We start from the raw sequence: 19,821 nt of genomic DNA on the forward strand, positions 1-19,821 counted from the left end.
GGGTGTCTATGAGCCGATTCACCGCACCGGTGAACGATGCCTTGTACTCGCTGTTTGAGCTGCAGGGCTTCGAAGGCCACTACGCTGAGATCGCACCCGAGGCGGGGCTGAACAGGGCCATGGTGGCGTCCATCCTGGAGGCCGTCGCGAAGTTCGCCGAGCGTGGCCTTGCGCCGCTCAATGGCCCGGGCGACCTGGAGGGCGCACGTTGGGAGAATGGTCGCGTGCGCGTGCCCGAAGGCTTCGCGCAGGCCTATCGCCAGTACGTGGCCGACGGCTGGCCGGCCTTGGCCCAGGCGGTAGAGCATGGCGGGCAAGGGCTGCCGTATTCGCTGTCGATGGCCGCGATGGAATTCCTGCAGGGCGCCAACCAGGCTTGGTGCATGTACGCCATGCTCAACGATGGTGCCATCCGTACGCTTCAGGCAGGTGCCGACCCATCCGTGCTGGCGCTTTTCCTGCCCAAACTGGTGAGCGGGGAGTGGACCGCCACGATGTGCCTCACCGAGGCACAGGCCGGCTCGGACCTCGGCCTGCTGCGCACGCGGGCGGAGCCGCTGCCCGACGGGCGCTATCGCATCACGGGCAGCAAGATCTTCATTTCGTCGGGCGAGCATGATCTGGCACGCAACATCGTGCACCTCGTGCTGGCTCGCCTGCCGGATGCGCCGCCCGGGGTGCGCGGCATCTCGCTGTTCGTTGTACCCAAATACCTGCCGGGCACCGATGGCGGCGTGGGCGAGCGCATCGCGGTGAGCTGCGTGTCCATCGAGCACAAGATGGGGCTCAAGGGCAGCGCCACCTGCACGATGGCCTTCGAGGGGGCAGAGGGCTGGCTCGTCGGCGCGCCGCACCGCGGCCTGGCGGCCATGTTCATCATGATCAACAAGTCGCGGCTGGGCGTGGCCTCGCAGGCCGTGGCGCAGGCGCAGGGGGCTTACGGCAGCGCGCTGGCCTATGCGCGGGAGCGGCTGCAAGGCCGCGCCTCGGCGTCGCCGGATCCGGCGGCAGGCGCGCAGGCCGCCGATCCCATTGTGGCCCACCCCGACGTGCGGCGGATGCTGCTGACGCAGAAGGCGATCGCCGAGGGCGGCCGCGCGCTGCTGCACTACTGCGCGCGCTGGGTGGATCTGGTGGACTCTTCCCCGGCCCGGCGGCGCGAGGCCGAGCAGCGCCTGGCGATCCTGACGCCCATCGCCAAGGCTTTCCTGTCAGAGCTGGGCGGCGAGGCCGTCGACCTGGGGATCCAGATCCTCGGCGGCCACGGCTACGTGCACGAATCGGGTCTGGAGCAACGCCTGCGCGACGTGCGCATTACGCGCATCTACGAGGGTACGACCGGCATCCAGGCGCTGGACCTGCTTGCCCGCAAGGTCCTCATCGACCCGCAGTCGCTGCGCGGCCTGATGGACGAGATCGCACTATGGTGCGACGCGTGTCAGCGTAGCGCGGGCGTGGCGTCCCTGGTGGAGCGTCTGCGCTCTGCCTTGGGCACCTGGCGCGAGGCGACCGACGACGTCGCGATCTGGGCGTGGCGGGAACCCTCTGGCGTGGAGGCGATCGCGGTGGACTACCTGATGCTGTCGGGGTACGTGCTGCTGGGCTACCTCTGGGCCCGCGCAGCGGCGGCCTCGGCCGATCGTCGGGACGTGGACCGATTCCATGCGGCCAAGTGCTGGACCGCCGAGTTCTATTTCGATGGGCTGCTGCCCCGCGCCGCCACGCATGCCGCGCTGGTGGCGGGCAGGGGGCGCGTGCAAAGCGCTATCGATCCCGAGTTGTTGTAGACCGGCGCCCGACACCGCTGACCTGGGTCCAAGGGGCGGGCCGCCGTTCGAAAATCTGAAGAGACCATGGAGCAAGTACTCCTTCACAAGCAAGACGACCTTGCCGTGCTGACCCTGAGCGCGCAGTCGACGCAGAATGGCGGAAGCCACCGGACAGCCCTATGCCAGCACGGCAAGGTGGAAGGGACTCAACCGAAAGTGAAGGCGTAAGCCAAAACGCCTGGGTCGAGGAAGGTGATTTCGAAGGTGCGTTCGCCGCTGCCGTTGTCCTGCCGCACGAGCTGGTAGAGGCGCTGCTCTGTGACTGTGCCGTTGCCATCCGCATCGATGTCCGCACCGTGATCGACGCCGGGCGCCTTGCCGTCGATCAGCACGCGGAAGTGCACAGGCTTGCTGTCGCGACCGGGGCCCAGCACCAGATGCAAGTCGCGGCCACGGAAGCGATAGAGGATGCGCCCGTCGGGGCTGTCGAGCCGCGCATTCTCGTCGCCCACCGACCAGCGCCCGTCGAGCGCCCACTGGTTGGCCATCAGTGTCGGGGGCGCGTGATACGTCGAGCTGTTGTCGTGCGCCATCTGGCCGCCGGCGAAGTTCTCTGCGCGTGCATAGCCCACGTAGGTTTCCGGCGAACGCATGGCATCGCCTGAGCCGGCGGCCTCCGCGCCCTGCGCGGTCGGTTGCACGTAGCCGCCAGGCAGATTCGTCTGGCCGGCCTCGCTGAGCAATTGGCGGATCACATCCTCGCTTTGCTGGTAGTCACCTTCGCCAAAGTGGTGGTGGCGGATATGCCCCTGCGTGTCGACGAAGTAATGGGCAGGCCAGTACTCGTTGCTGAAGCCCTTCCATATGACGTAGTCGTTGTCGAGTGCGACCGGGTAGCCGACGCCCAGGTTCTTGACGGCGTTGGCCACGTTGCGCGGATCCTTCTCGAAGGCAAACTCGGGCGCGTGCACGCCGATCACAACAAGGCCGTGATCCTTGTACTTGTCAGCCCAGCCACGCACGTAGGGCAGCGCGCGGATGCAGTTGATGCAGGAGTAGGTCCAGAAATCGACCAGTACGACCTTGCCGCGCAGCGACTGCGCCGTGAGCGGCGGGCTGTTGAGCCACTGTGTGGCGCCATCGAGCGAGGGCAGCTCACCTTCCACCGACAGCGGCTCGCCGGCCTTGGCGGCGGGCTGCACGGCAGGCGCAGGGCGCACCGCGTTGATCAGCTTCTGTTCGATGCCGCCAGTGCTGGCCAGTGACACCCGTGTCAGCAGGCCGGTATCCAGCCCCAGCGCGATGGCGGCCACGCCTGCGAGCACGAGCACGCCCAGGGCGCGGCGCACCCATTCACCGGCGTCAAGCGTTCGCTTCATCACGGCGAAGACGCGCCCGCCAATCAGCAGCGCCAGCGCGAGTGATGTCGCAGCGCCGGCCGCGTAGGCGAGCAACAGCAGGGTGGTCTGGACGCTGGCCCCGTTGAGGGCCGCACCGGTGAGCAGCAGGCCCAGGATGGGGCCTGCGCATGGCGCCCACAGCAGCCCGGTGGCCACGCCCAAGCCCGCCGCCGAGAGCACCGAATCGCCCTCGCTTTCGCTGCGCTGGGTGAGCTTGCTGCCGAGTGCCACGAACGGACGGCCGATCCATTCGGCGACGTGGTTGGAGAGCAAAGTCAGGCCAAGGATGGCGAGCACGGCCATGGCGACGATGCGGCCGTACTGGTTGGCGCGGACGGCCCAGCCGCCACCAATAGCGGCCAGCGTGGCGACCGCGGCGAAGGTGAGCGCCATGCCCACCAGCATGGGCAGTCCATTGCGCGCGAACGGGCGGTCCGCCCGCGCGAATACGAAAGGCAACACCGGGAGGATGCAGGGACTAAGGATGGTCAGTACACCGCCGAGGTAGGCAAGGATCAGTAAAAGCATGGAGGCAACCTCCGTGGTGGGTTCATGGTGCTATTCGCACGGCCCCGCGCTTGGATTATGTCCCGACGCGCGCGAGGTCGTGGGGGGCGTGCCCCCCATTGGGTTGATCAGCGCTCAATGCGCCTGATTCGCAGCAGTCTCGATCACTCGAGCAACCATGGCCGGCTGAGAGATGAAGACAGCGTGGCTTGCGTTGACTTCGGTAACCTTGGCCCCCGACCGTTGATACATCCAGCGCTGAAGCTGAGGGCTCACTACGTGGTCCTGGGTGGTCAGGATGGCGTAGCTGGGCTTGGTCCGCCATGCCGCCACAGACACAGGTGCCCCCAGGGCCTTCTCAGCGAGTTGCTGCTGCGAGTCCGCCAGGAATTGCGCGTCCGCTGGCGAGACATCCGCTGCATAGGTTTCGCGGAATTTCGCTGGCGGGAGGAAGAAAAACTTGTCTGGCGTCGCTCGCATGGCATCGTTTGGCGGAGCAAACTTTGTCAGCAGTTGACCACTGGCTTCCCCTGCATCGGGTTGAAGTGCGGCCACATAGACGAGCGTCTTGACCTTGGGGTCGACGCCCGCGCCCGTGATCACGGAGCCGGCATAGCTATGGCCGACCAGCACGACAGGCCCCTTCTGCTGATCAATGGCGCGCTTGGTGGCGTCGATGTCTTCGGTGAGGCCAGTGAGTGGCTCTTGCACCATAGTCACGTGGTAACCATCCTTGGACAGGATGTCGTAGACGGCCCGCCAGCCCGAGACCGTCCACCAATGCGCCGTGGACGATAACGATATCTTTCGCAGCCGGCTTTGACTCGGCGTGAGCCATCGAGCCGCCGAGGGCGATCATGAGGGCAATGGCAAACTTCTTTTGCGTTGAGAACATTTGAATCTCCAGGTTCTATGTACAGGGACGTCAGGCCAGCTTGTTCTTCATGGCCAGAACGTCGAACTGCTCGACCGACGGCGGGCATGCCAGCATCTCGTCGACCCGAGCCATCAAGGTCTGGGCCATGTTGCCGACGAGGTGCGCTTGGCGATCCTCTTCACTCGCAAAGGCGTCGAACACGCCGAACGTGCTCGGTGACAGCCTGAGGGCGAACCAGATCGGCGTGGTCGCTTCCCGATTTGTCATTTCCAGGCCGGCGGCAAGAAAGTCCGCTACCGCCTGCTCCTTTCCCGGCTTGGCCTCAAGCCGGACAAATAGTGCTTTCCTGATCATCTTCGTTTCTCCAGTGTCCGCGTGCGGGGGGCGCGCGTTGAGGAGGACTTTACAAACGCAGCGCGCTTGGGAATACTGACCAGATTGACATCTTTGATATCAATACTGCCATGCGGATTTCAGTCCTCGCGCTGGAAGGCGTGTTCGATACCGGCCTCACCTCCGTCCTCGATGCCCTGACGACGGCCAACAAACTTGCGCACGCGACAGGGATGACCACACCGGGCTTCGAAATCACCGTGGTGGGGATGCGGCCCCAAGTCCGCACGGCACTTGGGCTGCAGGTGCCCGTGCGCGATATCGCAGACGCCCCCCGCCCGGATTGGGTCGTCGTGCCGGCGCTCGGCGCAATCACTGCCGAAGAACTCGTGCCTGCGCTTGGCCAGGACGACGTGTTCGATGCGTTGGGCGCTTTGCGTACGTTGCAGAATGGCGGCGCCCACATTGCAGCCGCCTGTACGGGTACGTTTGTGCTGGCAGAGAGCGGCATGCTCAATGGATACGAAGCCACGACGACCTGGTGGCTTACGCCTTTGTTCCGGCAGCGCTACCCGGACGTGCACCTGGATGCGAATCGAATCGTCGTTCCCAGCGGCGGCACGGTGACGGCAGGGGCCGCGCTCAGCCATCTCGACCTTGCGCTCTGGCTGATCCGCAATAACAGTCCTGAGCTTGCAGCGCTCGTTGCCAGGTACCTCGTATTCGATACGCGACTGTCGCAGTCCGCCTATGCGATCACCGATCACCTCAGCCATTCGGACCCGCTGGTCGAGCGTTTTGACCGCTGGGTGCGCGAACACCTCGATACCGCGATCACGCTCGATTCGGCCGCCGATGCACTGGCAACCAGCAAGCGGACATTGACGCGACGCCTGAATGAAGTGCTCGGCAAGACGCCGATCGAATATATCCAGACGCTGCGGATCGAGCGTGCCGTTCATTTGTTGAAGACCAGTAAAGACAGCGTTGATCGCATCGCCGAGCAGGTTGGTTACGCGGACGGCGTGACACTGCGCACCTTGCTGCGCCGGAGGCTGGGCAAAGGCGTACGGGAACTGCGCGCATCGTGACGGCCCGACGATCGAGGCGGCTACCAGAACGCCCAGGGACAGAGGAACCTACTGCGCCATTGCAGCCTTGCGCGCCGCCAGCAACTTCTGAATTTCAGCTTCGGTTTCCTGGTACCGTCCCTCGCCATAGTGCTGATAGACGATGCGGCCATTGGCGTCGATCAGGTATGTGGCCGGCCAGTACTGGTTCCGATACGCCGACCACGTGCCGTACATATTGTCCTGCGCCACCGGATAGCGGATATCGAATCGCTTGAGCGCAGCCTGCACATTGGCCGTCGATTTCTCGAACGGGAACTCGGGCGTGTGCACGCCCACCACCACCAGGCCCTGGTCCTTGTATTTCTCGTACCAGTGCTTCACGTACGGCAAGGTGTTCACGCAGTTGATGCACGAGTACGTCCAGAAATCCACCAGCACCACCTTGCCGCGCAGTTGCTGCATCGTCAGCGGCTCGGAGTTCAGCCAATGGTCGATATTCACGAATTCCGGTGCCTTGCCCTGATCGCCCGCCTTGGGGCTCTCGGCCATGGCACCCATGCCGAAGGTATAGATGGCCGCGATGCCGGCGGCGGCCAGGATGGCGCGAGCGAGGTTGCGCATGATTCAGGTGTCCGCAGGGAAATGAAGTCGGAGTGATGTCCCTCGTCCGCCATGGCGGACGAGGGACGCATGGATCAGACCAGCACGGTTTCGATGTGGATGTTGCCGTGCAGCGCCTTCGAGTACGGACACGTACGGTGCGCGGTGTCCACCAGCGACTGGGCCACTTCGCGGTCGATGCCGGGGATGCGCACGCGCAGCCGTGCCTGCAGGAAGTACTCCACGCCCGCCGTGCCCAGGTCCACTTCCGCATCCACCGCAAGGTCTTCCGGCAGCTTGATCTTCTGCTTGCCCGCCGCCAGCCCGATGGCCCCGATGAAGCAGGCGGACCAGCCGGCGGCCAGCAGCTGTTCCGGGTTGGTGCCGTGCCCCTTGCTGCCCGGCGACGACAGCGCGATATCGAGCCTGCCGTCGTCGCTATGCGCCGCGCCGTCGCGGCCGCCAGACGTGATGTGGACCTTGCCGGTGTAGAGGACTTTTTCGATGCGGGTCATGGTGTTTTCCTTCTTCAGTTTAGGTTCGATGGGTGTTCAACAGCGGATTGGCAATGCTTGGGTGACTCGGTGGACTCAGGCGTAGGCGCCATCGAAGTACGGATCGACCGAGCGGGCCGGCTCGGCCGACACGCCGGTGCGGTCCATGCCCGCAACGGTGTGTGCGCCGTCGAAGTACGGATCGACGGAGCGGGCCGGCTCGGCCGACACGCCGGTGCGGTCCATGCCCGCAACGGTGTGCGCGCCATCGAAGTACGGATCGACCGAGCGGGCCGGCTCGGCCGACACGCCAGTGCGGTCCATTCCCGCAACGGTGTGCGCGCCATCGAAGTACGGGCTGCGCTGGTCCTGCACGCCACGGGCGCCATCGGTGTACAGGTCGTGGGAGCCGGTCACGGAGCGGGCGCCTTCGCTGAACACATCGCGGGTTTCCTGGACGGCGCGCGCGCCATCCGTGTACGGGTCACGGGCGCCGAGGACGGAAGCCTGTGCGCCGGCAGCGGCGGCAGCGAGGGCGACGGCGAAGGCGAGGCGCTTGGCGAAGGTCTTGGACATGATCGTTTTCCTTTACGTGTGGAATGAGCTTGCGTGGTTTGCGGTCTGTGTTGCCGGTAAGCCGAAGCAGCGTTTTCGCTTTGTCTGTCGTGCGTTGCGCTGCCACGGAACGTATTTAAGGCGTCCCACGTATCGCGCCCGTAGCGCGTTTGGGGGCCTTATGTCAGGGCACGTATCGGTGCGACCGCCTGATACAAAGGCGTACAAAAAGGTAGGGGAGGTGGCGGCGAAAGCGCTTGGGAAATCGGGAAGGGCGGGAGAAAGCAGCGCGCGGTTGCGCCAAGACGACATGGCCGCGCCAGATGCTGGCGCGGCCACAAAAGGGAGGACAAGAGGGGACTACGAGGGCCGAAAGCGGCTGTGGGTGCAACCGGTCAACGCAACACTGTGTGATGGAATCGTTCGGCTGGCGTATCGAAGTCTAGAGTCTTGCGCAGCCGCTCATTGGGCCGGCTTGAAGAAATTTGCGAGGGTCCGCTCGTCAGTACGGGGCACATAGACAATGCCCTTCTGTGTGGCCCAGGTCGTCACCTGCAGGTGGATCGGGATGATGCCTCCATCGTTGAGGGCAATTGCGGTCGCCTCCTGAAGCTGCTTGGAGCGCTCCTTGTCATCCATGGTTGCCAGCGCCTTCTCCAGCACGACATCCATCTTGGGATTGCAATACTCGCCCCAGTTGTACGTCCCGAAGCCTCTCTTATTGTCTTCGCAGGCCAGCAACGCGCGCAGGGGCGAGCTGACTTCTCCGGTCTGCGCGCCCCAGCCGCTCAGCCCGAACGACCATTCGTGCTTGATGCCCTTAGACGCGTACGTAGCCATCGGCATGCCTTCCACCTTGGTCACGAGGCCGATACGCGTGAGGTTCTGCGCAATCGTCTCGGCAATCTGCTCGTCGTTGACATAGCGGTTGTTCGGCGTATGGAGCGTCACGCCGAAGCCGTTGGGGTATCCGGCTTCGGCCAGCAGTTTCTTGGCCCCCTCCGGGTCGTACTTGACCGTCTTCAGGTTCGGGTTGTAGCCGAACAGCGTGGGCGGCACCAGGTTGTTGGTAGGCTCTGACAGGCCTTCCATCAGGTGGTCCTTGATGCCCTGCCGGTTGATGGCCATGCTGATGGCATTGCGCACCCGCGCATCCTTCAGCGGGTTCTTGTCCATCGACTGGCCGTCCCGGGTCGTCACATAGGGCGACGTGTCACGCTTGGCATCGAAGTACAGGTAGATCACGCGGTGCGAGATCTTGGAGAAGAACGACAACCTGGGATCGTTGCGCACCTTGGGCAGGTCGGGCGTGGGCACGTTCTCGATGGCCTGCACGTCGCCCGAGAGCAGCGCGGCCAGGCGCGTGGCCGGATTGGGGATGAAGCGCAGCGTTACCGCTTCCCATGCCGGCCGAGGGCCCCAGTAGTCGTGGTTGCGCACGAGTTCGACCCGGTCATCGCGCGCATAGCTGACAAACTTGAACGGTCCCGTGCCGATCATGCCTTTGCCGTGGGAAAAATCGTCAGAGGTCAGCCCCTGCGTGGCCTTCTTCTCGACGATAGAGATCGCCGTGAGGTCACTCAACATCAGCGGATACGGCTGGTCCGTGGTGAGCTGGATGGTGTACCTGTCGATCACCTTTTTGTTGACGATCGCCTTGGTATAGACGTCGAACTTGCCAGGGCTGTTCTGGATGGTGGCCGGGCGGTCCAGCGACCAGGCAATGTCCTCGGCGGTCAGCTCCGAGCCGTCATGGAATTTCACGCCCTTGCGGATCTTGAATTCCCAGGTCAAGTCGTTGACCAGCTTCCAGGATTCGGCAAGACCCGGGATGATGCGGCTGTCCGCGTCTCTCGACACCACCGTATCGAAAATATGCGCGGCCACGTTGTTGTTCGCGTAAAGGTTGTAGAAGTGCGGGTCCATGGAGGTCGGCGCCGAGCTCATGGCCAGCTTAAGGTCCGCGGCCTGTGCCAGACCGGCCAGCGCAAGGCTCATGAGCCCCGCCGCTGCAATAGCACCAAATGCCTTCTTGAGTGTGCGAAGGGACATCGTTTAGTTCTCCCTGCAGGAGCGATCAGACAGACCTGCGATTGCTGTAGGCGCGCATCATTTCTCTTACCAAAGCCTCACTTATGGCCAGATTCTGCGATAGCCATGCAAAAGTGCAAATCTGGATCGTGTCCTGGTACACACAAGCACAAAACTGCTGTGCGTTGGGCCCGGTGTACCAGTCTTGACAGGGCTATGCAGCGGGGGAGTAGGTGCCCTACCCATGGGGCAGGGGTTCAGCGAAGTACTAGAATCGCCTGAGGAGGTGCCAGTCATGTCAGCTATCAAGCGCATAGATCCGGGCCATCCCGCCTATCAGGCGGCGCTGCACAGGACGACCCGCTACCCTGCGGAGCACGTCACGTTGACGGCTAGCTCCAGGAAGAGGCTGCGGCCCTGTGTGCCGCATCGCAAGGTCGGGCGCGGCAAGGTCGGCATCGGCGGAATGCGCAGCGGCAAGTAGGCCGTGGGGTGCAAATCGTTACTTAGCGGCATCCGCTAGAACGATCATCGCGAAACTTATCGCGCTGTCTGGCCAGAAGTTGCATAAAAAGCACTATTTCGGTGGCGAGGCAGTTCGCGAGGATTGGAGTAGGGTGTTCCACTCGGACGAGTGTCAACGACTTTGGCGCCGATATTCTTACATTCGCCTGCGAAGAGATGCTGCATCGCGATAGGCACCGAATACCTTCAAAACCACCTAAAGTGCGAATTGAGGCCCTGTCCTGTGACGTCGGTAACGACTGCATGACAAGGTGAGCCATTTGATGTGGCAGCGGGGGTGTCGGGCATTCTCGGGCAGAAGGAACATGAGCCGAACTGCGCAAGCGCTGCTTGAGTATCACAATCGTAGCAAGCACCGCGTCAACCGCTACGCTCCAGGCCCCGGATGGCTCGACTGGGCAACCCAGCCAGATCCGTTCCGCGCGTTCCAGGGCGCACCGCGGATTGCCCTGCCACTGGCCGCGGACGCCTTGCCCACACGCTACAACGCGTTGCGCTGCGGCGCCCTGCCGCCCGCGCAGGGCTTCAGCCTTCGTACCCTCGCAATCCTGTTTGAGCTTTCGCTCGGCTTGTCAGCGTGGAAAGCCTTTGGGGCTCAGCGGTGGGCACTGCGCTGCAATCCCTCGAGCGGCAATCTGCATCCGACCGAGGGCTATCTTCTTTGTCCTGCCCTGTCCGATCTGCCGGGCGGGGTCTACCACTACCTGAGCCGCGACCACGTCCTTGAACAGCGGGCTGCATTGGATGATCCACGATGGACTGAGGCGTTCCCGGGCGGCGGTATCCTAGTAGGCATCAGCTCGATCCATTGGCGCGAGGCATGGAAATACGGAATGCGCGCCTGGCGCTACTGTCAGCATGACTGCGGCCATGCCATTGCCGCAGTCAGTTACGCGGCAGCGGCTCTCGGATGGCAGACGCGGCTGATCGAGACTGCTGCGGATGATGCCTTGGCCGCATTGCTTGGATTGGATCGCATCGATGATTTTGGAGCGGCCGAGCCGGAGGTGCCGGATGTCGTGCTATGGATCGGCAATGCGGAAACACGGCCTGACCTGGAGCGCCTGTGGTCCGTTCTCGATAAGGCGCACTGGTACGGCTACGCAAACCAGCTAAGCGCTGGGCACGTAAGTTGGCCGGATATCGATTCGGTCGATCGTGCCACGCGCAAGTCTCTGACTAGCGAACCGACCCCACTGACTCCGAAGCCGCCACTGCAGCCTGCGGCGCCCGCCTTCGACCTGAGCTTTGCCCGGATCGCCCGACAGCGCCGCAGCGCCACGAGCTTCGATGACACGGCGCACATGACTGCTACCGCCTTCTTTACCATGCTGGCAAGCCTGCTGGCGCGTCGCGACACGCCACCGTGGAACGCGCTGATGTCTCCTGCTGCGGTGCATCTGGCACTATTGGTTCACCGCGTGGACGGACTGGAGCCGGGCCTGTACCTGCTGGTGAGAAACTCCGGGGCGCTCCATGGACTCAAGCAGGCTATGCGCCCGGAATGGCTGTGGCAGAGAATCGGACCAGACCATCTGCCACTCTATCTCCTGCTGCCGTACGATTTACGCGCAGTGGCAAAACTGATCTGTTGCCACCAGGATATCGCCGCCGATTCCTACTTCGCGTTGGGCATGCTCGCAAATTTCGAAATCGCCCTGAAGCAGCCATGGCGTTATCGCCATCTTTTCTGGGAATGCGGCATTCTCGGCCAGGCACTCTATCTTGAAGCCGAAGCCACTGGAGAGCGCGCCACGGGGATCGGCTGCTTTTTCGATGATGAAATGCATGCCGTGCTCGGCATCAAGGATCACACATGGCAAAGCCTGTATCACTTTACCGTCGGCTGCGCCGTGGTCGACCAACGCTTGTCGACGCTTGCACCGTATGAGGCATTGATATAGATGACCGCTCACAGCGGTCGACAGCGAATTACCGTCGCCGTGAAACCGGTACGGCAGCGCCTGGAGCGCGCGCCGCGGTCATTCCGATCCCATGCGGCTCTGGTCGACGAATTTCTCCGTCGCGTCATCGATCCTGCGTCCCTTGCGGCCCGTTGGGCCGTGCACATAGAGCACTTTCACGTTGCTTTGCTCGGGCGTCTGTGCGGGCGGTGGAGTCATCGCGTAACGCACTTCGCGCGCGTGGTCACTTAGCTGCAGATTCGGATTGAACACCGAGTTAAAGCGCCACAGCATGCGCACGAAGTTCGTTTGTCCGCGCATCAGCAGCGACGCTGCCTCGCCCGCAGCGTGATACAACGCGCCCCAGCCGAGATGCTTTCGGTTCAGCACCTGTTGCGTTCGCACCAGTTCACGATAGAACTCGGGCAGCGGCAGCTTCGTAGGCAACACGGCGTGCTGGATGTCGAAAAGTCGATAGTCGAGGCTCGTCAGGCGCCGCTGTTCGCGCAACCAGATTTCCGTCCCAGGATACGGCGTATTCACGCTGATGTTCACGATCTCCGGAATCTCCATGCACCACTGGCGGATCGTTTCGAATCGCTCGTGATCCCAGTCGGAATCGGCAATCAGATTGATCGCGACGTTGATGCCAAGCGAGCGTGCAAATGCCAGCGCCTCGAAATTCTGGTCAACGCTGATGCGCTTGCGAAATGCCTTGAGCCCTTCGGCGTCGATCGCTTCCATGCCGATGAACATGTATCGCAGACCGAGTGTGCGCCAGTACTCGAATACGTGCTTGTTGCGCAAAAGCACGTCCCCGCGGGTTTCCAGATAGTATTTCTTGTGGATGCCGCGCCGTTCCACTTCGCGTCCGATCGCCATGCCATGATCCGCATGCACGAATGCCACATCGTCGACGATGAACACGTTCGGCTCGAGGATCGATGCCAGTTCGTCCGCCACGACTTCGGGGCTGCGAGAGCGGTAGCTGCGTCCATAGAACGTCCACGCACTGCAGAAAGTGCAATCCCACGGGCAGCCGCGTGCGAACTCGATCGAGGCGCACGGGTCAAGCACACCGATGAAGTACTTGCGCCGGTGCGCCAGCAGATCGCGTGCCGGGCGCATTCGATCGAGGCTTTCAGCGAAGCCCGGCGGTGGCCCCTCGCCGTTGCCCGTGACGACGCCCGGAATGTGTAGCAATGCTTCGCCACGTGCGACAGCATCGAGCAATTTGGCGACCTGCGCTTCGCCCTCGCCCTTCAGAACGCAATCGATCGCACCATCCGCGTGCCTGAGTATGTCGGCCGCCGTGAATGACACGCTGTGTCCGCCGACGAACACGAAGCTGCCCGGCAACAGCGCTTTGACGGCTTTCGACAGATCGATGATTTCGGGGATATTGGCGAGATAGTTGCCGGAAAAACAGACAGCGTCGGGGCGCCATGACCGCAAGAGTTCTCTCAGATCGGAATGGGACTCAACCTGCAGGTCGATCAAGCGAACTTCGTGACCGGCGTCGCGCATCACCGCGGCAATCGTTTCGAGGCCGAGCGGTTCGAGGCGCAGGTAGATGCGGGTGTACATCAACCCACTGGGGTGAACAGCGAGCACCTTCATGAGGCCTCCTTGCGGCGGAAAGGGCGCGCGTGCGTGTGATCACGTGGCGTGCCGGGCTTTCGTGCTGGCATCCCGGGATGGGTCGACTGCTGAGTCTGTGCGCCCTGCCGGACATCAGTACCGCTGGCTCTCCCGATTTTAGTGGTTATCGCCGTCGCATGCGTCGCAACCGGTGACGCGGTGCAAACATGAGCGTCTGCAGCGAAGCCTGGCTTGCCGATCTAAAGTGTCCGGGCATAGCGCATGCAGACTTCTGGCAACATTGGTCGTCATCTATCCGCGCTGTAGACGGTCATTCCTTGCATCGGGTCGATCGGCGCTTCCCATGGGCGCGCGGCAATGGCGCGCATCGCGTCTTCAAAGCCGGCCCGCTGGCGGGCAGCAACACCGGCTGGCGTGAAATCAATGTCCTTCCATTGATCATCCCCATCAAGCCGAGGGGCTGCGAGCTTGATCAGACGCATGGTGGTGCCGCAGCCCCAGGCGGCAAGTTCCTGCACCTCGGCCTTGGCGCGCTCAGCATCCGGCAGGCGCTTGACCAGTTCGCGAATGACATGGCGCAGGCAGTGAATCTGCTGCTGGCGCGCGATATGGCTGTCGGTGCGGCTGGCGTACTGGATGTCTTTTTGTCGTTCCGATACCTGCCAGATGCTCTCCGGTTCGGGGCCGGTCGGGTTCCACATCTGCACGGAGAAGATGACCGAACTCTTGCGAGGGTGATCGTCCATCACCACCTCGACCGGTGTATTGGAATAGATGCCACCGTCCCAATAGGGTTCGCCATCGATCCGCACTGCCGGAAAAGCGGGTGGCAGCGCACCCGAACTCAGTACGTGCTCAACTGTGAGGCGCTGATCGCGCGAATCGAAATAGCGCATGGTGCCCGTGCACGCGCTCACTGCTCCGACTGTCAGGCGCGGATGCCCGGCGTTCAGCAAGTCGAAGTCGACCAGCGAGGTGAGCGTTTCGCGAAGCGGCGCCAGCAGGTAATACGACGCGCGGTCCACGCCCAATCGCGTCAGCGGGCCGAGCCAGGAAGCCGGATTGGGCTGGAAAAATCCTGCTATGCCACGGGTGATTGTCGACAGTTCTGCCAAGGTTCTGTTCCAACCGAGCCATGCGGCTGGCACGTCCAGGCGTGTCTGGTTGGTCACCCCGTTCCAGAACTCCAATAATCGTTGATAGCGGCGCTCCAGTGGATTCCCGGCTATCAGCGCAGCGTTGATCGCGCCGATGGAGGTGCCGATAACCCAGTCCGGTTGTATACCGGATTCATCCATCGCCTGGTAGACGCCGAGCTGGTAGGCACCCAACGCGCCGCCGCCCTGAAATACGAGAACGACTTGCCCGGGCAAGTCTGTTCGTGCTGGCTGGGTTCCAGTCATGGCTTGACCTCATTGATTCGCCGCCATGGCCTAATTATCGGCTTTTGTAGTCGTGTACCACACGGCCCCGCACGTGTGACGTGATGAGAACGATTCAATAGCAACGGTCCGCTTTCTGGGCGGCGCCGACGTCTGGACGGCCTGGCGGCGGTACGGACGAGTGCCGCTTCATGGCCGTAAGGCCCTCGTTGCAGGGCAGGCGGCTGCCCCTCGCTTTCCGGCTGCTCATCGTTCGGCAGTCGATCGGTGCAAAACGTCCGATCTCGCCCGCCATTGCCTAGAATTCGGTGGCGGCCACTTCTTGGCCCTTGTCCTTCCGAAACAAACGACTGAGAGCGGCGACGGCGCGATGACCCTATTAGGCAAGCTCGTATCTCTGGTCAGCCGTCGGAGCCTGCGGGCGGAAGGCCATGTCTTCGCCATCACGCCGGAACGCATTGCAATTGCGGAAGGGGTACACGCTTCGCTTGCGATGGCGCCGATGCTCTGCGCGGCGGCGCTTTTCGATCGTCCGGAGATCGCTTTCGGAGCCGTTGCGGCGTTCTGGAACTGTCTTTGCGATCCGCAAGGATCGAAGTTGGCGCGCCTGAAGACGATGGCCAACTTCACCGCCATGGGCGCTGTCGTGATGCCGATGGCGGCATATGGTGCACATTGGGGCTATGCCGTCAGCCTCGGCACCCTGTTTGTTTTGGTCTTCCTTTGTGGACTGACGCGGTCCTACAAGCCCTCCCTCGGGCCCATGCCGGCGCAGTCGGGGTTGATCGCCTCGCTTGCGGTTGTGATCGGCATTGCGTCGCCCCAGCCGCTCGCTGGCGTACTTGAGCACGCTGGCCATTTCTTGCTCGGGTCGGCATGGGCCATGCTGTTCTGCATCTTTCTCTGGCCCATCCCGTTCCCGCAATGCGCGCGCTTCGCGCTCGCGACAATTTTCGGCAGGCTGGGGGACATGGCTGCCTTTCTGGAGTCGCTGGATTCCCGGCCTGGAATGGATGAAAAAGGCTGGACCGAGTTCGACACGGTCTATCGCCGTGGGGTGCGCATGTCGATCGAGCGCGGCAGGGCATTGGCGGCGCACGATGCGCGCAACAGCCCCGATCTTGGTCCGGGCATCGATGCAGCGGGCAGGGTGTTTTCCGCGCTGATCGCCATCGGCCATGCCCGACGCAATGCCGCAATCGCGATCAACGATGGATCCCGGCCATTGCTTCAAGGCCTGCGACAGTTGCTGCAAGGCGTGGCCGAGCGGGCGCAGCATGAGCTGTCAATGCCCGGCGAGCTGATCGCGCAGGCAGACTCGTTGTTGCGGCAGGCCGCGGATCGACAGGATCAGACGGCAAGCGCCGTGGCCTTTGCAGCCAGTGCCATCGTCCGTCTCGCGGACCGTCAACAAGCGTTCGTAATGGACCCTGAGATTTCCCCACCTGCCTCCGCAGGCACGATCAAGCTCGACAGGCTGGTCTGGCGCCATGCGCTGCGGGTGGCGGTCGCATCGGTGCTCGCTTTCATGATCGGCACCACGCTAAGCGTCACGTTTGCATACTGGGGCGCGATTGCTGCAATCGTCGTGACCCAGCCGATTTCCGCCAATACATGGTTGCGCGTTCTGGAACGCGCATGCGGCACGCTCGTCGGCGGCATGATCGCCGCTGTGCTTCTGACGAACCTATCCGGTCCGGTGGCCATGGCATTGGCCATTTTGCCGCTTGCCGCCGTCACCGTCGCCTTGAGGCTGGTGAACTACGGTCTGTTCGTCGTCTTCCTGACGCCGATGTTCATGCTGATGTCGGACTTCATTCATCCTGCGCAGGGGCTGATTGTCGCTCGCCTGACCAATGAATTCGTTGGCGCCTGCGTGGGCGTGGCCGCGAGCTTTCTTCTGTGGCCGCAAAAGGAAAGTAACACGCTGACGGCCGCAATCTCGGCCGCGATTTCCGCCAACATGACGTTCGCCGCCGCCGTCCTTCGGATGGATGAAGGGGATGAAGGCGCCACGGCCACGCTGGATCGGCTGCAACGCGAGGCCGGGCTGGCCAGCACACGCCTTGAAGTTGCGAGAGAGCGCATGCTGCTGGAGGGGCAGTGGCGGTCGGCGCGGCTCGAACGCCTCCGGGACGTGATCGTCGCGGTGCGGACAGTCTGCGGCGCCGCCGCAGTGATCGAAGTGCTACGGAAAGGGGAACCCGACGCACGTGACTGGCAAAGGGCCAATCGCTACGATGCGATGACCGCCGGGATGCTGGAAGCGCTGACGTCGAGGGAGGCCAGGCAGGCTGTGCACTCCATCGAAATGCCTGCGGACGACCTCGAACAAGCGATTCGTCATCTCGTGATGGTATTCGATGTCTACGTGGGCAGCGCTTCGGAACGCCAGCGCGTCTCCGTTTGACCTTCTCCGTTTGACCTGTTTTCGGGGCGGCTTGGACGGGATGCGTTCAGTCTGCTGACTTGCCCGGCCGGAACATGCTCGGAGGTTTTACACCGGCATATTGCCCGCCATCGATGGGTATGACGGCGCCCGTGATAAAGGATGCCTGGTCTGAGCAGAGCCAAAGAACGGTAGCCGCAACCTCCTCGGCCCTGCCGATGCGCCGCATGGGTGTTGAGGCCGCGGCCTGGCGCTGCGCGTCTGTCCCGGCCTTTTCCAGATGATGGGTGAGAATAGGTCCAGGGGCCACCACGTTCACCCGAATGCCCTGGTCCGCGTAATCGAGCGCCGCCACTTTTGTCAGCGCGATGATTCCCGCCTTTCCGGCGACGTAGGCCCCCAGATTGGCAACGCCGTTCAGTCCTGCGAGAGAGGCCATGTTCACGATGGCTCCACCGCCTGAGCGAAGCATTGCGGGTATCTGGTACTTCATTCCCAGAAACGTTCCACCAATGTTTGTACGGATGCCGCGGTCGAAGTCTGCCGGATCGATCTCGGCAAGTGGAGCGGGCAGGGGACCGTCCGTCGCGTTGTTGAACGCCACGTCAAGGCGCCCAAAGTTATCCAGTGTTTGCTGTACGAGTCGCTCAACGGCAGTGGCGTCGCCGACATCCACGGTCAATGGCAGAACTCTGCCGCCCGCGGATTCAATGCTTTTGGCAACGGAATCCAGAGCCTTTCCATCGCGAGCCGCAATAACAACGGCAGCGCCCGCGTCCGCAAATGCTCGGGCTGTCACAGCCCCAATTCCCCGGCTGGCCCCGGAAATGAGCGCCACTTTTCCTTCAAACGATGGCTTCGCTGTAGAAGTACTCAAGAAGACCTCCTTTCGGGTCGCTTTCGCGAAACATGATCCATGTTTCTCTTGCGCCGCTATTTACCAGGACTGTAGTTACGGCCCATGATTGGCTCCTGCATTCCTCGGACGTTGATGGCGGAACGCTTGGGGGTAGATGACAATAAACGATAGAGCGCTATCGCCGGAATGCAAGCAGGTGACGTGTACAACGCTAGCCGGTCCGGCTGTCAAGGCACGAAGTCATCAGTGCCAAGAGCGGAGTCGCTGTGGCGCTACCTTCAGGCGACGGGGCTGAGTGCGCCGCGTGGTGTGATGAACACCGGCAATGGCGCGATGAGCGAGCGCACTGCGGTGAACGACCAGTGGATTTGAGGCCTGCCTGTGAAAAGTTTCAAAAGCTCGCAGTGCCAAGTACGGCGTCTCCATGAGGTCAATTCAGCGTTCGGTGCCAGGCGGGCCGGTGTTGGCCGAACACAACTGGGCCCCGCATCCCATATAGAGCGAGAGCGCCGTCACTTCCGATGCGCAACAGGAAACGCTCGCGCTGCACTTCGTGTCATGAAATGAGATCCCTATGTCGTCAAATGGGAGAAAAACGAAGGTCCGATCTTCCTAGACTGTTTTCTCATCTGACGCGCCGGCGTCGAGTCCCCAACCTACGCCTCAGAGCGATCCTCAATAAGGAACCTGTCATGTCTCAACGTGTTGTCCTGATTACGGGAGCGACGGCTGGAATTGGCCGGGCAACCGCTCTTGCCTTTGCCCGCGAAGGCGCGCGCCTTGTTTGCGCTGGCCGGAACGCGGCAGCCGGTGCCGCCTTGATCGCCGAGCTCAAGGAGTTGGGCGCGGAAGCAGAATTCGTGGCTGCTGACGTCACGCAGGAAAGCGACGTTAGCCGGCTTGTCGAGCATACCGTGGCGCACTTCGGCCGGCTCGACGTCGCGGTCAACAGCGCGGGCACGGAAGGCGCACGAGGCTCGCTGGTGGATCAGACGGTCGAGGCCTATACCGCCACGTTCGATGCCAATGTCTTGGGCACGTTTCTCAGCATGAAGCACCAGTTGCGCGTCATGCTCCCGCAGAAGCATGGGGCAATCGTCAATCTGTCGTCCACGATGGGAAGCCGCGGCAATCCCGTTTATCCGCTGTACACGGCGAGCAAGCACGCTGTCGAGGGACTGACCAAGTCCGCCGCACTCGAAGCCAGCAAAGCCAATGTGCGTGTCAATGCCGTCGCTCCGGGTCCGATCGAGACGGAGATGCTTGGGCGCATCGCCGGCGGAAGTGAGCGCTTCGATGCGGTCGCGGCCACCATCCCGGCCGGGCGAGTCGGAACGCCGGACGAAGTCGCAGAAGCCATTCTCTTCATGGCTTCTGACAAGTCCGCGTATATCACCGGTCAGATCCTCCACGTCAATGGCGGTAAGACCGCATGGTAGGCGCGGAATCGGAGGCGGCGAGGTCCTTACGATAGGCCATTTTTGCGCAGTACTTCCGTCCGCCAAGATGGTAGTGCAACAG

At 62.7% G+C, this 19,821-nt stretch carries 16 protein-coding genes; 6 read left to right on the forward strand and 10 right to left on the reverse strand.

All coding sequences use genetic code 11. The annotated features are described in order from the left end of the window. Positions 1–8 precede the first annotated feature (8 nt). Positions 9–1,787, forward strand: a complete 1,779-nt coding sequence (locus AC1Z3O_RS23125; RefSeq protein WP_483518207.1) for an acyl-CoA dehydrogenase C-terminal domain-containing protein — start codon at positions 9–11, stop codon at positions 1,785–1,787. A 188-nt stretch (positions 1,788–1,975) separates the two neighbouring features. Here the strand turns inward: AC1Z3O_RS23125 and AC1Z3O_RS23130 are convergent, their stop codons facing one another. The 3 genes from AC1Z3O_RS23130 to AC1Z3O_RS23140 all read right to left on the reverse strand — a co-directional run bounded on the left by AC1Z3O_RS23130 (position 1,976) and on the right by AC1Z3O_RS23140 (position 4,907). Next, complete coding sequence (locus AC1Z3O_RS23130) at positions 1,976–3,697, reverse strand: cytochrome c biogenesis protein DipZ (protein ID WP_483518208.1); 1,722 nt, start codon at positions 3,695–3,697, stop codon at positions 1,976–1,978. A gap of 114 nt (positions 3,698–3,811) precedes the next feature. Then, positions 3,812–4,390 (reverse strand): alpha/beta hydrolase, encoded by a 579-nt coding sequence (locus AC1Z3O_RS23135; RefSeq protein WP_483521931.1) that lies wholly within the window; start codon positions 4,388–4,390, stop codon positions 3,812–3,814. 211 nt (positions 4,391–4,601) lie between these two features. Further along, positions 4,602–4,907, reverse strand: a complete 306-nt coding sequence (locus AC1Z3O_RS23140) for a putative quinol monooxygenase (RefSeq protein ID WP_483518209.1) — start codon at positions 4,905–4,907, stop codon at positions 4,602–4,604. A gap of 110 nt (positions 4,908–5,017) precedes the next feature. Here AC1Z3O_RS23140 and AC1Z3O_RS23145 point away from each other — a divergent pair, with 110 nt between their 5' ends. Beyond that, positions 5,018–5,977, forward strand: coding sequence for a GlxA family transcriptional regulator (locus AC1Z3O_RS23145; RefSeq protein WP_483518210.1), 960 nt, complete (start codon positions 5,018–5,020; stop codon positions 5,975–5,977). 48 nt (positions 5,978–6,025) lie between these two features. Here AC1Z3O_RS23145 and AC1Z3O_RS23150 read toward each other — a convergent pair whose 3' ends face one another. The 4 genes from AC1Z3O_RS23150 to AC1Z3O_RS23165 all read right to left on the reverse strand — a co-directional run bounded on the left by AC1Z3O_RS23150 (position 6,026) and on the right by AC1Z3O_RS23165 (position 9,660). Next, the gene (locus AC1Z3O_RS23150; RefSeq protein WP_483518211.1) at positions 6,026–6,580 is read right to left on the reverse strand and encodes a thioredoxin family protein; all 555 of its coding nucleotides are present in this window, start codon (positions 6,578–6,580) and stop codon (positions 6,026–6,028) included. A 74-nt stretch (positions 6,581–6,654) separates the two neighbouring features. Then, positions 6,655–7,074 (reverse strand): organic hydroperoxide resistance protein, encoded by a 420-nt coding sequence (locus AC1Z3O_RS23155; protein WP_483518212.1) that lies wholly within the window; start codon positions 7,072–7,074, stop codon positions 6,655–6,657. A 75-nt stretch (positions 7,075–7,149) separates the two neighbouring features. Further along, positions 7,150–7,629 (reverse strand): hydroxyquinol 1,2-dioxygenase, encoded by a 480-nt coding sequence (locus tag AC1Z3O_RS23160; RefSeq protein ID WP_483518213.1) that lies wholly within the window; start codon positions 7,627–7,629, stop codon positions 7,150–7,152. A gap of 441 nt (positions 7,630–8,070) precedes the next feature. Then, on the reverse strand, positions 8,071–9,660 hold the full coding sequence (locus AC1Z3O_RS23165) for an ABC transporter substrate-binding protein (protein WP_483518214.1): 1,590 nt from the start codon (positions 9,658–9,660) through the stop codon (positions 8,071–8,073). Between the two features lie 274 nt (positions 9,661–9,934). On the opposite strand from AC1Z3O_RS23165, the gene AC1Z3O_RS23170 reads away from it, so the two are divergent. Together AC1Z3O_RS23170 and AC1Z3O_RS23175 are read left to right on the forward strand one after the other, a co-directional pair. Next, entirely contained in the window at positions 9,935–10,123 is a 189-nt protein-coding gene (locus tag AC1Z3O_RS23170; RefSeq protein ID WP_483518215.1) for a hypothetical protein, read from the forward strand. A gap of 346 nt (positions 10,124–10,469) precedes the next feature. Further along, the gene (locus AC1Z3O_RS23175; protein WP_483518216.1) at positions 10,470–12,068 is read left to right on the forward strand and encodes a SagB/ThcOx family dehydrogenase; all 1,599 of its coding nucleotides are present in this window, start codon (positions 10,470–10,472) and stop codon (positions 12,066–12,068) included. Between the two features lie 78 nt (positions 12,069–12,146). On the opposite strand, the gene hpnR is transcribed toward AC1Z3O_RS23175, so the two are convergent. Together hpnR and AC1Z3O_RS23185 are read right to left on the reverse strand one after the other, a co-directional pair. Next, positions 12,147–13,688, reverse strand: coding sequence for a hopanoid C-3 methylase HpnR (hpnR, locus tag AC1Z3O_RS23180; RefSeq protein ID WP_483518217.1), 1,542 nt, complete (start codon positions 13,686–13,688; stop codon positions 12,147–12,149). A 269-nt stretch (positions 13,689–13,957) separates the two neighbouring features. Next, positions 13,958–15,073, reverse strand: a complete 1,116-nt coding sequence (locus AC1Z3O_RS23185) for a patatin-like phospholipase family protein (RefSeq protein ID WP_483518218.1) — start codon at positions 15,071–15,073, stop codon at positions 13,958–13,960. A 349-nt stretch (positions 15,074–15,422) separates the two neighbouring features. Between AC1Z3O_RS23185 and AC1Z3O_RS23190 the strand changes: the two genes are divergently transcribed. Beyond that, on the forward strand, positions 15,423–17,462 hold the full coding sequence (locus tag AC1Z3O_RS23190; RefSeq protein WP_483518219.1) for an FUSC family protein: 2,040 nt from the start codon (positions 15,423–15,425) through the stop codon (positions 17,460–17,462). Between the two features lie 46 nt (positions 17,463–17,508). On the opposite strand, the gene AC1Z3O_RS23195 is transcribed toward AC1Z3O_RS23190, so the two are convergent. After that, positions 17,509–18,318, reverse strand: coding sequence for an SDR family NAD(P)-dependent oxidoreductase (locus AC1Z3O_RS23195; RefSeq protein WP_483518220.1), 810 nt, complete (start codon positions 18,316–18,318; stop codon positions 17,509–17,511). A gap of 674 nt (positions 18,319–18,992) precedes the next feature. On the opposite strand from AC1Z3O_RS23195, the gene AC1Z3O_RS23200 reads away from it, so the two are divergent. After that, positions 18,993–19,739: an SDR family NAD(P)-dependent oxidoreductase gene (locus tag AC1Z3O_RS23200; protein ID WP_483518221.1), complete on the forward strand. Its 747-nt coding sequence runs from the start codon at positions 18,993–18,995 to the stop codon at positions 19,737–19,739. Positions 19,740–19,821: the final 82 nt, after the last annotated feature.

The organism is Cupriavidus sp. 09_S30 (assembly GCF_056930435.1).